Origin of the sequence: Streptomyces sp. NPDC008001, assembly GCF_042958085.1 — a bacterium.
Classification (GTDB): Bacteria; Actinomycetota; Actinomycetes; order Streptomycetales; family Streptomycetaceae; genus Streptomyces.
This window is the reverse complement of sequence record NZ_JBIBIZ010000008.1, coordinates 474,404-486,903: the sequence shown is the minus strand read 5'-3', so window position 1 is coordinate 486,903 and position 12,500 is coordinate 474,404. Positions and strand designations below refer to the sequence as shown.

10 protein-coding genes are annotated in these 12,500 nt (G+C 75.2%); 7 read left to right on the top strand and 3 right to left on the bottom strand.

Going from position 1 to position 12,500, the window contains the following annotated elements; all coding sequences use genetic code 11:
* Positions 1-106 precede the first annotated feature (106 nt).
* Positions 107-1,471 (bottom strand): M20/M25/M40 family metallo-hydrolase, encoded by a 1,365-nt coding sequence (locus ACFZCD_RS23525; RefSeq protein WP_391833874.1) that lies wholly within the window; start codon positions 1,469-1,471, stop codon positions 107-109.
* Complete coding sequence (locus tag ACFZCD_RS23520) at positions 1,464-2,300, bottom strand: M55 family metallopeptidase (protein WP_391834030.1); 837 nt, start codon at positions 2,298-2,300, stop codon at positions 1,464-1,466. The genes ACFZCD_RS23525 and ACFZCD_RS23520 overlap by 8 nt, the downstream gene beginning before the upstream one ends.
* Positions 2,301-2,736: 436 nt before the next feature.
* On the opposite strand from ACFZCD_RS23520, the gene ACFZCD_RS23515 reads away from it, so the two are divergent.
* The 7 genes from ACFZCD_RS23515 (at position 2,737) to ACFZCD_RS23485 (ending at position 9,699) form a co-directional block, all read left to right on the top strand.
* Positions 2,737-3,561 (top strand): alpha/beta fold hydrolase, encoded by an 825-nt coding sequence (locus tag ACFZCD_RS23515; protein WP_391833872.1) that lies wholly within the window; start codon positions 2,737-2,739, stop codon positions 3,559-3,561.
* The gene (locus ACFZCD_RS23510) at positions 3,558-5,117 is read left to right on the top strand and encodes an amino acid adenylation domain-containing protein (protein ID WP_391833870.1); all 1,560 of its coding nucleotides are present in this window, start codon (positions 3,558-3,560) and stop codon (positions 5,115-5,117) included. Before ACFZCD_RS23515 ends, ACFZCD_RS23510 begins: the two co-directional genes overlap by 4 nt.
* Positions 5,118-5,215: 98 nt before the next feature.
* Positions 5,216-5,479 carry an acyl carrier protein gene (locus tag ACFZCD_RS23505; RefSeq protein ID WP_391833868.1) on the top strand — a complete coding sequence of 88 codons (264 nt, stop codon included), beginning with the start codon at positions 5,216-5,218 and terminating at the stop codon, positions 5,477-5,479.
* A 50-nt stretch (positions 5,480-5,529) separates the two neighbouring features.
* Entirely contained in the window at positions 5,530-6,672 is a 1,143-nt protein-coding gene (locus ACFZCD_RS23500; protein WP_391833866.1) for an acyl-CoA dehydrogenase family protein, read from the top strand.
* Positions 6,673-6,731: 59 nt separating this feature from the next.
* Complete coding sequence (locus ACFZCD_RS23495) at positions 6,732-7,940, top strand: acyl-CoA dehydrogenase family protein (RefSeq protein WP_391833864.1); 1,209 nt, start codon at positions 6,732-6,734, stop codon at positions 7,938-7,940.
* A complete protein-coding gene (locus ACFZCD_RS23490; RefSeq protein ID WP_391833862.1) occupies positions 7,937-9,175 on the top strand; it encodes an MFS transporter in 1,239 nt (412 codons plus the stop codon). Before ACFZCD_RS23495 ends, ACFZCD_RS23490 begins: the two co-directional genes overlap by 4 nt.
* 14 nt (positions 9,176-9,189) lie before the next feature.
* Positions 9,190-9,699 carry a flavin reductase family protein gene (locus ACFZCD_RS23485; protein ID WP_391833860.1) on the top strand — a complete coding sequence of 170 codons (510 nt, stop codon included), beginning with the start codon at positions 9,190-9,192 and terminating at the stop codon, positions 9,697-9,699.
* A 400-nt stretch (positions 9,700-10,099) separates the two neighbouring features.
* Here ACFZCD_RS23485 and ACFZCD_RS23480 read toward each other — a convergent pair whose 3' ends face one another.
* Entirely contained in the window at positions 10,100-12,472 is a 2,373-nt protein-coding gene (locus ACFZCD_RS23480; RefSeq protein ID WP_391833858.1) for an MFS transporter, read from the bottom strand.
* Between the last annotated feature and the right edge of the window lie 28 nt (positions 12,473-12,500).

Sequence of the window (12,500 nt, the reverse complement as noted above, 5' to 3'; positions counted from 1 at the left end):
CGATCCTCACGAACCGTCAAACGGTGTACCGCAAACCTGCGTTCAGCAAGCCCTGCCCGCCGGGCCGCGTCATCAAGAATCCGCGCTCATCAAGAAGCCGCGCCCGTCAAAAAGCCGCGCCCATCAGGAAGTGGTCGAGCACCCGGACCCCGAAGTGCAGCGCCTCGACGGGGACCCGTTCGTCGACGCCGTGGAACAGCGCCTGGTAGTCGAAGCCCTCGGGCAGCTTCAGGGGGGCGAATCCGTAGCAGTCGATGCCCAGGCGCGAGAACTGGTTGGCGTCGGTGCCGCCGGACATGCAGAACGGCACCACGTGCCCCCCGGGGTCGAAGCGCTCCAGCGCCTCCCGCATCCGGGCGAACACCTCGGTGCCCAGCGGCGCCTGCAGCGCGGTTCCCCGCTGGTAGTACTCCCACTCGACGTGCGGCCCCGTGAGCCGGTCCATGGTCTCGCGGAACTCCTCCTCGCCGCCCGGCACGACGCGCCCGTCCACGTGCCCCACGGCGGTCCCGGGGATCACGTTGACCTTGTAACCGGCGTCCAGCATCGTCGGGTTGGAGCTGTTGCGGATCGTCGAGGCGAGCAGCCGGGACGCGGAGCCCAGCTCCGCCAGCAGCGCGTCGGCGTCGAAGCCCGGCGCGCCGGGGTCGGCCTCGATGCCGTGGAGGGCGGCGATCTCCACGAGGGCGGCGCGCACGGTCGGTGACATCCGCACCGGCCAGCGGTGCTTGCCGATCCGGGCGAGGGCCTCGGCCAGCCGGGTGACGGCGTTGGCCTGATTGGGCTTGGAGCCGTGGCCCGCCCGGCCGCGCGCGGTGAGCCGCAGCCAGGCCGTGCCCCGCTCACCCGCCGCCACGGGGTAGAGCCGCAGCCCGCCGTCGGCGTGGAAGGTGTACGCGCCGGACTCGCCGATGGCGTACCGGCAGCCCTCGAACAGCTCCGCGTGCTCCCCGGCGAGGAAGCCGGCGCCCACCTGGGCGCGGTCCTCCTCGTCGGCGGTGAAGGCCAGCACGACGTCCCGCGGGGGCCGGGCGCCCGTGCGTGCCCAGGCCCGGACGACCGCCAGGACCATCGCGTCGGTGTTCTTCATGTCGACCGCGCCGCGGCCCCACACCACCCCGTCGCGCACCTCGCCCGACAGCGGGTGGACGCTCCACTCCGCGGGGTCGGCGGGGACCACGTCGAGGTGGCCGTGGACCAGCAGCGCGGGGGCGCCCGGATCGGTGCCGGGGATGCGGGCGACCACGTTCGTCCGGCCGCGCTCCTTCTCCAGCACCACCGGCTCGATGCCGGCCTCGCTCAGGGCCTCGGCGACGTACTCGGCGGCGGGCCGCTCCCGGCAGTCGCCCCCGCCCCGGTTGGCCGTGTCGAACCGGATCAGGTCCGAGGTGAAGCGCACCGCCTCGTCGAGCGCGCGCTCGTCCACCCGGACGCCGGCACCCTCCGTCTCCTCCGTCATGGTTTCAGCCATATTGCTCCTCCACAGCAGCCGACACGACGGTCGTGACCGCCTTGAAGCAGCGGATGCCGTCGTACATGGTGGCCGTGGTGTACGAGACGCGGCGCTCGCCGCTCGGCACCACGCCCGGGACCACCGTCGCCGCCCCGGCGAGGTGGTCGGCGTCGAACTCGATGTCGACGGTGAAGGGGCCCGCGCCCGTGGCGGGCTCGTGGCGCACGGCGAGGGCCGCCGCCTCGCAGGCGGCGGCGCGGATGTCCGCCGCCGTGCGCGCGGGCGTGCGGCAGACGGCCGCGTACCGCGAGACGCAGTCCTTGACGGCCACCGAACGGGCCGACGGGGCATAGCCCTTGGCGTCCTCACAGGTCATGTCGTCGCCCGTCACCAGCACCACCGGGACCCCGTATTCGGCGACGACGAGGGAGTTGAGCAGGCCCTCGCTGGCCCGCGCGCCGCGCACCCACACGCCCGTGATGGTGTTGGCGAGGTAGGTGTGGGCAAGGACGCCCCGGGTGCCCGCCCCCGTGTGATAGCCCACGAAGGCGACGCCGTCGACATCGCCGTGCTGCACCCCTTCGACCATGCTCAGGCTCTTGTGTTTGCCCGTGAGCATCTGCGCTCGTTCGTCCAGCTTCTCCAGCAGCAGATTGCGCATGCTCCAGTGCGCCTCATTGACGAGGACCTCGTCGGCGCCCCCGTCGAAGAACCCGGCGATCGCCGCGTTCACGTCGGAGGTGAACAGGTGGCGGCATCTCTCCCACTGCGAGGCGCCGGGCAGCACATCGGCCGGGCAGGTGACGCCGGTGACGCCCTCCATGTCCGCGGAGATCAGGATCTTCACCATGCATCAGTCCTACCGCAGGTGAGGGGCGACCGCACGGGTCCCCGCAGCAGTCGCCCCAACGGGTCCGCGGCCGGCCGGGGCGGGGAGCGGCCGTTCGGCGTACGGGGGAGACCGCCGGTCAGGCGTTCGGCGTACACGGCGGAAACGGCGGGAGCATTCCCGGGGACCCCTGCGGATGCCGCCCGGCGGTGCCGGAAGGCACCGGAGCGATAGGGGAGCGATATGGAGGTAAACCGCCATCGCCGGCTGGGGGAATTACATATTCCAAACGTTGCCGCATTTTACCACGGCCACCGGATGGTTGAGTCAACTATGTCAAATAAAAAGGCAGTTGACGCCGCCATTGACGTCGGCAATTATCGGTTTCCGGCGCCGGACGGCACACGCCGCCACCGGATTTTCCGTCAACCGGCCTTCACACCAAGGACTCCGCATGCCCACCATCGCGCTATCCCGAGGGCCTGTCGAATACACCGTCCTCGAAGGCGGCCCCGGGGCCGCCGCACTCGCCCCGCTCGTCCTCCTCCACGAAGGCCTCGGCTGCATCGCGATGTGGCGGCGCTTCCCGGCCCGCCTGGCGGCCGCCACCGGACGCCGCACCCTGGTCTTCTCCCGGCACGGCTACGGGAGTTCGGGCCCGGCGCCCGTGGAGCGCACCCCGCGCGCCCTGCACGAGGAGGCCCACGAGGTCCTCCCCGAGCTGCTCGGCCGGCTCGGCGTCCACCGCCCGGTGCTCGTCGGCCACAGCGAAGGCGCCTCGATCGCCCTGCTGCACGCGGCGGCCCACCCCGTCGACGCCGTCGTCGCCATGGCCCCGCACCTCTTCGCCGAGGACCGGACCCTGCAGGGCGTGGCCGCCGCCCGCGCCGCGTACGCGACCGGGCCGCTCGCCAAGGAGCTGGCCTTCTACCACCAGGATCCGGAGGCCGTGTTCCGGCGCTGGAGCGGCTTATGGCTCTCGGAGGCGTTCCGCGGCTGGGACATCGAGGGCGACCTGGCCGGCGCCACGGCCCCCGTGCTCCTCGTCCAGGGCGACAGCGACCCGTACGGCACGACGGCCCACCTCGACGCCGCCGAGCGCGGCCTCGGCGGGCCCGTGCAGCGCCTGGAGCTGGCCGGCTGCGGCCACACCCCGCACCTCGAACGGCCCGACGACGTCATCGACGCCGTCCGCACCTTCCTCCTCTCCGTCACCACCGGCACATCCCGCACCTCCGGCCCCGTAGCGCAGACGCACCGCCTGGAGAGCCACTCATGAGCGACATCGACGACGTCCGCCTGGACGGCCTGCTCGCCGCCTCCGCCCGCCGGCACCCCGGCCGGCCCGCCCTCACCGCCCAGGGCCGCACCTGGACCTACGCCGAACTCGACCGCGCCGTCGACGGGCTCGCCGAGCAGCTCTGCGCGGCCGGCCTGGAGCCCGGCGACCGGGTCGGCGTCCACGCGCCCAAGGGCCCCGAAGCGGTCCTCGGCATCTACGCCGCCCTGCGCGCCGGGGCGGTCGTGGCCCCGCTCGACGTGGCGGACCCGCCCGTCCGCACGGCCCACATGGTGCGCGGGGCGGGCATCTCCCTGCTGCTGGCCTCCGACCGCTCGCTCGCCGGCTGCCGGCGGGCCGCCGAGGAGGCGGGCGCGGGCCCCGCCCCGGCCGAGGACGTCCTGGAGCACGGCCTGAACTGGGTCCGCACGCTCCCCGCCGCGGACAAGCCCGCCCCGCTGCCCGCGCCCACCGACCGCGGCGGCTACGTCCTCTTCACCTCCGGCTCCACCGGCCGCCCCAAGGGGGTCCTCCTCTCCCACGCCAACGTCGCCCACTTCGCCCTGTGGGCCGCCGCCGAGCTGGGCCTCACCGAGGCGGACCGCGTGGGCTCGCAGGCCGCCCTCACCTTCGACCTGACGACGTTCGACCTGTTCAGCACGGCCGCGGCGGGCGCCTGCGCCGTCCTCATGCCCGACGTCCTGCGGTCCTTCCCCCGGGACGTCGTCGGCTGGCTCCACGAGCAGCGGATCACCGCCTTCTACGCGGTGCCCTCCCTCTACCAGGGCATGCTCGAACGGGGCGGCATCGCGGAGCACTTCCCGGCCTCCCTGCGGGTGGCGGCGTTCGCGGGCGAGCCCTTCGCCCCGCGCCCCCTGGAGCGCTACCTGCAGCTCCTGGGCGACGTGCCCTTCTACAACCTCTACGGGCCGACGGAGACGAACGTCTGCACGTACAGCCGGGTGCCCGCCGGCTGGACCGCCGACCAGGAGACGACGATCGGCAAGGCCGTCGAGGGCGACGTCGTCGACGTCCTGGACGAGGACGGGACGCCCACCGACGGCACCGGCGAGATCCACGTCGCGGGCGCCACCGTCTTCCAGGGCTACCTGCAGGACGGGGCCCTGACCGACCCCACCCGCACGGTGCGCTTCCGCGACGGCGTCAGCCGCCGCGCCTACGCCACCGGCGACATCGGCCGCATCGCCGCCGACGGCCGCGTCTTCCTGCGCGGCCGCGGCGACACCCAGGTCAAGCGGCGCGGCCACCGCATCGACCTGCTCGACGTCGAGAGCGCCGTGCTGTCGCTGCCGCACGTCACGGCCGCCGCGGTCGTCGCCAAGGACGGCGCGCACCACGGCGAGATCTGGGCGTACGTCCAGAGCGGCGGCGGCGAGGGCGACGCGGCCGGGGGCGGCTCCGAGGAGACCCTCGCCGGCCTGCGCGGGCTGCTGCCCCTGCGCATGCTGCCCGACCGGGTGGTGCCCACCGCCGCCCTGCCCGTCAACGCCCGCGGCAAGGTCGACCGCCGCGCGCTCGCCGCCCGCCCCGACTGACCGCCCACCGCACGACCCGTCCCGCGACCCGGCGTACGCCCCGGTCGCACCACCCGGTGCACCACCCCGTGATGCACCACCCAACGGAGGGAACCGCCGTGAACACCGTAGAGGAACTCTGCACCCTGATCAGCAGCAAGATCACCTGGGGCCGCGGCGAGGAGCCGCAGCAGCTGAGCCCCACCACCCCGCTGCTCGAACAGGGCCTCCTGGACTCGCTGGCCATCATGCAGATCGTCGCCGCGCTCGACGCCGAGGCCGGCATCGTGCTGCCGGACACCGAGATCGTCGCGGCCAACTTCCGCAGCCCGCAGGCCCTGTGGGACGTGCTGGAGAACATCCGGGCGGGGGCGGCGCTGTGAGCCCTGCCGATCACCTCTTGCGGTCCGGCCCGGCCGGGACGGAGGCCGTGGTGAGCGAGTACCGCGACCGGGCCCTGCCCGTGGTGGAGCAGCTGGCGGGCAAGGGCTTCCGCGACCAGTGGGAGGCCCTGGCCGGGCTCGGGGTGCTCCGCCTGGACCCCCCGGAGCCGGGGACGGAGCCGGAGCCCGGTGCGTCCGCCGCGGCCGGCGGCGCCCCGGGGCCCGTCACCCGTTCGCTGGCCATGATCGAGGGCATCGGCCTGGCCGGCGCCGACCCGGGTGTCGTCTACGCCGTGGCCTCCCAGGTGTTCGGCATGGAGTACCCGCTGCGCGCGGCGCTCCCCGCCGCGGCGTGGCGGTCCGTCGCCCGCATCCAGGAGGGGCGGGAGCTGCTGTGTCACGCGCTCACCGAGCGCAAGGGCGGCAGCGATCCGCTGTCGATGGACACCCGGGCCCGGCGCGACGGGGACGGCTATGTGCTGGAGGGCGCCAAGACCTTCATCACCGCCGCGCCGGTGGCCGATCTCGCGCTGGTCTTCGCGCGGACCGACGAGGGCCGTTCACCGTTCGCGCTGTCCGCCTTCCTGTTCCCCGTCGCCACCCCGGGCGTGACGCGCGCCGACGCCTTCGCCAAGACCGCGCTGCCCGGCGTGCCGATGGGCGAGCTGGCCTTCGACGGCGTGCGGCTGCCGGCCGGCAGCCTCGTCGGCGGCGAGGGGTCCGGGCTGGCGATCCTGTCCTCCACCACCACGTGGGAACGGGCCCTGCTGCTGGGCTACGCCCTCGGCCCGATGCGCCGCACGCTGCGGCGCCTGACGGACTGGGCCTCCGAGCGCGGCCACTTCGGCCGCCGCATGGGGTCCAGCCATCAGGTGGCCGCGCGCATCAGCGACATGGCGCTCGTCCTGCACCGCTCCCGCACGCTGCTGTACGGCATGGCGGCGCGGCTGGACGCGGGAACGCCCACCCGCCGGCTGTCGGCGGAGGCCGCCCTCACCAAGATCTCGGTCTCCGAGGACTACGTACGGCTGACGGAGCACGCCACCGCGCTGTCCGGCGTACGGGCCTTCATCGCCGATTCCGAACTCCCCGCCGATCTGCACAGCCCGATGGCGGCCCTCACTTATGCGGGCCCCAACGATCTGCTGCGCATCGGCGTCGCCCGTGAATTCGGGCTCCCCGTCGAAAACTGATTCCGGCGCCCGGAGCCCGTTCCGGGCACCGGGAACCCGATTTCCGAAAGGCCTCTCCCATGGCCCTGTCCTCGCCCACCACCGGGCTGCTGCCCGCCGAATTCGACGAAATCCTCGCGCTGGCCGAGGACACGGGGGCGGCCCTGGCCCCGTGCGCGGCCGATGTCGACGCGGGCCGCTCCACCGGTCACGAGACGTACGGCGTCCTGCGCGACGCGGGCCTGCTCGGCCTGCTCGTGCCGCGCGAGGCGGGCGGCGCGGGGCTCGGCTTCGCCGCCTACTCCCGCGTGCTGGCCGTGCTGGGTGCCCACAACGGCGCCGCCGCCCTCGGCTTCAACATGCACAACGTCGCGATCGGCTCGCTGTGCGAGTCCGCCGGCACGCCGCTGCCGCCCGCGGCGGAGGCCTTCCGGTCCTGGCTCTTCGACGAGGTCGTGCACGGGCGGAAGCTGTTCGCCTCCGCGACCTCCGAGGCGGGCAGCGGCGCCAAGCTCCGCGGCGTGCGCACCTCCTACCGCCGCTCCGCCGGCGGCGACTACGTGATCAGCGGCGAGAAGTCGTTCGTCTCGCTGGCGGGGGTGGCCGACTACTACGTGGTCGCGGCGCGCGCCGAGGGCACCGAGGGCAGCGGCGAGGTCTCGCACTTCGTGGTCGCCGCGGACGATCCCGGCGTGAGCTTCGGGGAGGTGCACAGCCTCTCCGCGATGTACGGCACGAGCACGGCGGGCATGGTCCTGGACGCGGTGACGGTGCCGCGCTCCCGGCTCTTCCTCGGCGTCGAGGGCATGTCGCTGTACAAGCTGGTGCGCGAGCCGCACTGGATGATCGCCGGGTACACGGGCGCGTACCTGGGCATCGCCGAGGCGATCCTCCGCTTCACGACCGAGCACGTGGCCGCCTCGCCCCGGCGGGCCGGCTCGCCGGTGCTGCAGCGCGAGCTCGGCCGGATGTCGGCCCGGCTGGCCGCGGCCCGGGCCCTCGTCGCCGAGGCCGGGGCGCGCGTCGACGCGGCCCGCGGAAGCACCGAGGCCAACGCCGCGGTCCACGCCGCGAAGTACGTCGTCGGCGAGACCGGGCCCGCGCTCGCCCAGGACGCCGTCCGGATCTGCGGCTCGGCGGCCGTGAGCCGGACCCTGCCGCTGGAGCGGCTGCTGCGCGAGGCGTCGTTCGCCTCGGTGATGCCCGCCAAGCCGGAGGAGTGCCTGGAGTACCTCGGCAAGGCCGCGCTCGGTGTCAACCTGTACGACGCGACCGCCTTCGACTGGTGAGGGCCCACACGCAGCGGCGCACCGGACAGCGCCGCCCCGGGACGGCGGGGGCCCCGGTCCCCGCCGTGCCGGGCATCCCGCGCGCCGCCGTCCCCGCCGTGACCTACGTGCTGTTCGCGGTGATGACCGGCGGCACCGTCCCCACGCCCGTCTACGCCCTGTACGCCCAGCGGCTGCACCTGTCCCCGCCGGTCGTCGCCCTGGTCTTCGCCGCCTACGCGGTGGGCATCCTGGCCGCCCTGCTGCTGTTCGGCGGCCTGTCGGACAAGACCGGGCGGCGGGCGACGCTCGTCCCGGCGCTGGTCGTGGGCGCGGCGAGCAGCGTCGTCTTCATCGCCTTCCCGACGCTGCCGGGGCTGTTCGCCGGGCGGCTGCTCTCCGGGATCTCGGTGGGGCTGACGACCGGCGCGGCCACCGCCTACCTGAGAGAGCTCCATCCCTCGCCGCCGCGCGCCGCCCTGATCGCCTCGGTGACCAACATGGCGGGGCTCGGCAGCGGGGCGCTGCTCTCGGGCGTGCTCGTGGAGTACGCGCCCTCGCCGACCGTCCTGCCGTACGCCGTCCTCATCGTGCTGCTGCTGCCGGGCCTCGCCGTGTGGGCGCTGCCCGAGCGGGCCGTCGCGCGCGGGGGCGGGATCCGTCCGCAGCGGATCGGCGTGCCGCCGGACGTGCGGCGCCCGTTCGCCGCCGCGGCGGTCGCGGTCTTCGCGTCGTTCGCCCTGCTGGGGCTGCTGGCCGCGCTGGCCGGCAACTTCCTCGTGCAGGGGCTGCACAACCACAGTCACCTGGCCGTGGGGCTGGTGGCGTTCAGCGCCTTCGGCTCGGCGGGCGCGGCCCAGCTGCTCGCGGTACGGCTCGCTCCGCGCACCGGTCTGGTGGTCGGCATGACGGCCGTCCCGCTCGGGCTCGCCCTCATCGTCACGGGCCTGTCCGCCGCCTCCCTGCCCGTCTTCCTGTGCGGTTCGCTGCTGGGCGGGGCGGGCGCGGGCACGTCCTTCAAGTCCGGCCTGGCGCTGGTGACGGCCCAGGCGTCGCCCGACCGCGTCTCGGAGCTGGTCTCCGGCTTCTTCGTGGCCGCCTATCTGGGCCTGACCGTGCCGGTCGTCGGCGTGGCCGTGCTGCTGGCGCAGGGCACGCTGATGACGGCGGCCGGCGTCTTCGCCGGGGTGATCACGGTGCTGTGCCTGGCCAGCATCGGCGTCACCACGGCCCTCGGCAACCGCACCCCGAACTGATGAGGACCCGCACCATGACCACCGCGCTCTCCCCCGTCGGCCCCGACAGCTACCGTGCCCTGATGGCCTCCCAGCCCGGCGGGGTGGCCGTGGTGACGACGGACGACGGCCTCGGCACCCCCTACGGCTTCGCGTGCACCGCGTGGTGCGGCGTGTCCCTCGATCCACCGCTGCTGCTGGTGTGCGCCTCGAACACGGGCAGCACCCTGCCGGTACTGGCGGAGCGCGGCTGGTTCGCCGTCAACCTCCTGCACGGGGCGGGGCGCCGCGCCGCCGAGGCCTTCGCCCACCGCGACGCGGGCCGCTTCTCGGCCGTGCCGTGGCGGCCGGCGCCGGACACGGGGCTGCCGCTGCTGCCGGAGGACGCGCACGCGGTGGCGGAGTGCCGGGTGGTGCGGCTGGAGCCGGCGGGTGATCACACGATCGTCCTGGGCGAGATCACCCGGACCGAAACCACCCCGTCCCCCCACCCGGCCCCCCTCCTCTACGGCCTCCGCACGTACGCCACCTGGCCGACCCCCTGACCCGGTCGCGGGGCCGCGCGGACCGCCCCCCGCCCGGTTCCGCCGGCCCCTCCCACCGTGGCGAGCCACGCCCCGGCGGGGGGTAGGTCGTGGGCGAGGGCCCGGTGGCACCACCAGGCTCCGACGCCATCACCACCCCGGCCCAGCCGGACGAGGGCCTCCGGCACGAGCCACAAACCACCCCCGCCGCCACGGCGAACCACCCCCGCCCCGCGGGCCCGGCGGCATCACCAAGCACCGGCACCACCACCGCCCCCGACCCAGCCGGACGGCTAATCACGGCCCGCGCCAACGAGCCGGGCGACGGCCCTTGGCACAAGCCGCACACCACCCCCGCGGCGCGGGCCCGGCGGCATCGCCAGGGACCCGCGCCACCGCCGCCTCCGACCCAGCCGGACGGCTAATCCGCATGGCCGAGCTGCAGGTCCCGTTCCGTCCGGCCTCCCCCCGCCACCTGGAGCACCGTGGCCACCGGCGGGTAGCCCGCGGCGATGACCGTGTACTCGCCTGCCGACAGGTCGACGAAGCGGAACGCCCCGTCGGGGCCGGTCGTCGCCGTGTCGACGACGTTGCCCGCGGCGTCCAGCAGGGTGACGCGGGCGTCCTCGACCAGCCGCCCGCCGCTCCCGCGGACCACGCCGCGCAGGACCGCGCCGCCGGCCAGTTCGATGTCCTGGCGGGTCTCGCGGCAGGACTGGACGGTCACCGGCAGCGCGGCGGGCCGGAAGACGGGGGCGCTGCCGGCGAGCGTGTACTCGCCGGCGACGAGTTCGGTGATGTCGTAGCTGCCGTCGCGCCCCGTACGGGTGGAGGCGACGACCTCGCCGTGCACGTTGGTGAGGGTGACGAGGGCGTCGCGCACGGGCGAGCCGTCGGCGGTGAGCACGGTGCCGGCGAGGCGGCCCGCGCCGCCGAGGACCACGTCGAGCTCGACGGGCCGTTCGCCGACCGTGACCGTGACGGCCTGGGGCTGGTGCCCGCCCGCCGCCGCGATGAGGACGTACGAGCCGGTGCCGGGCGTGCTGAGCGCGTACCGCCCGTCCTCACCGGTCGCACCGCGCCCGACCTGCCGGCCGCCGCTGTCGATCAGGGTGAGGGCGGCCCGGGGGACGGTGGTGCCGTCGTGGTGCTGGACGACCCCGGTGACGGGGATGCCGGCGACGTAGGGGGGTTCCTCCTCCGGCGGAGCGGTCCGCGCCGAGGGGATGACGGGGGCTTCTGCGAGGTTTTGGGACACCAGCGGTTTCTCCTTCAGCAGGAAGGCGAGTAAAAGGCCCAGGACGAGGACGGGTACGAGATACGGGAAGACCGGCGGCAGGGCGTGCGCGTACGCCCGCGCGTAGCCGCTGTGGAGTTCGGCGGGCAGGCTGCGGAGCAGCCGCGGGGTGAGGGGGTGGACGACCCCGCCGTCGGCGAGGCGGCGGGCGAACAGGCTGCCGAGGGCGCCCGCGCCGAGCGCGCCGCCGAGCTGCCGGAAGTATGCGGCGGCCCCGGTGGCGGCGGCGCGGTCCGCGGCGGGGACGGAGCGCTGCAGGGCGCGGGCGGCGGCCGGCAGGGCGAGCCCGGCGCCGGTGCCGAGGAGCGCCGTCCAGAGGGCGTAGGCGGGCCACGTGGTGCCCGTGCCGAGGCGGGAGAGCAGCCAGGCGCCGGCGGCGGCCGCGGCGCACCCGGTGGCGGCGAGGGCCCGGGCACGGCCGGGGCGGCGGGCGAGCCGCCCGCCGGCCAGGGAGCCGAGGGCGGCGCCGGCCGTCAGGGGCAGCACCAGCAGCCCCGAACGGACGGCGCCCGCGCCGTCGGCCATCTGCAGGAAGGTGGGCAGACAGCCGGCGGCGCCGAACAGGGCCGCGCCCGTGGCCGCGCCGAGGAGGGCGCAGGCGGCGAAGACCGGGTCGCGGAGCAGGCGGGGCGGGACGAGCGGTTCGGCCGCGAGGTTCTCCGCGACGACGAAGAGCAGCGCGGTGCCGAGCGCGGCCGCGGCGAGCCCGGCGGTGACGCGGGAGTTCAGGGGGTGGGCGGCTCCGGCGCGGGCGGCCAGCAGCACCAGGCTGGCCGAGAACGCCACGAGCAGCAGCGCGCCGGGGGCGTCGAAGCGCGCCCGGCGGGCGGGCTTCGGCAGCCGCAGCCCGAAGGCGACGGCGAGGAGGGCGAGCACGCCGAGGGGGACGTTGAGGTCGAAGCACCAGCGCCAGGAGGCGTGGTCGGTGAGGAGGCCGCCGAGCGGCGGGCCGGCGACGGAGGCGAGCCCGAACACGACGACGGCCGCGCCGAGACGGCCGGCCCGTTCGCGGGCGGGGACCAGGCCGGCGATGATCGCGTGGACGCCGGCCAGCACCCCGCCGCCGCCGATCCCCTGCAGCACGCGGAAGCCGACGAGCTGGTCCATGGTGTGCGCGCGGGCCGCGAGGGCGGAGGCGGCGACGAGGAGGGCGAGGGCGAAGGCGAACACGCCCTTGCGGCCCGCCGTCTCGCCCAGCCTGCCGTGCACGGGCAGGGCGACGGCGGAGCCGAGCAGATAGGCCGTGATCACCCAGGGCGTCCGGCCGAGGCCGTGCAGGTCGCCGGCGATGGCCGGCAGGGCGGTGACGACGACGGTCTGGTCGAGCGCGGCGAGGAGCAGCGCGAGCAGCAGACCGGCGAGGGCGACGCGCAACCTCCCCCGGTCGGCGGGTGGTTCGGGCGGCGCCCCGGGGACGTGGCCGGCGCCGGGCGCGTGCTCGGGTGCGGGCAGGACGGGCGCCGGCCCGTCGCTCTGTACCAAGGTGGTCCCGCCCACGTACCGCTCCCCTCGTAGCGCCTGCTAT

What these genes read in the sequence shown, in the direction of transcription:
- ACFZCD_RS23525 (WP_391833874.1), bottom strand. Translation starts at nt 1,471, where the DNA reads ATGGCTGAAACCATGACGGAGGAGACGGAGGGTGCCGGCGTCCGGGTG.
- ACFZCD_RS23515 (WP_391833872.1), top strand. Translation starts at nt 2,737, where the DNA reads ATGCCCACCATCGCGCTATCCCGAGGGCCTGTCGAATACACCGTCCTC.
- ACFZCD_RS23510 (WP_391833870.1), top strand. Translation starts at nt 3,558, where the DNA reads ATGAGCGACATCGACGACGTCCGCCTGGACGGCCTGCTCGCCGCCTCC.
- ACFZCD_RS23495 (WP_391833864.1), top strand. Translation starts at nt 6,732, where the DNA reads ATGGCCCTGTCCTCGCCCACCACCGGGCTGCTGCCCGCCGAATTCGAC.
- ACFZCD_RS23485 (WP_391833860.1), top strand. Translation starts at nt 9,190, where the DNA reads ATGACCACCGCGCTCTCCCCCGTCGGCCCCGACAGCTACCGTGCCCTG.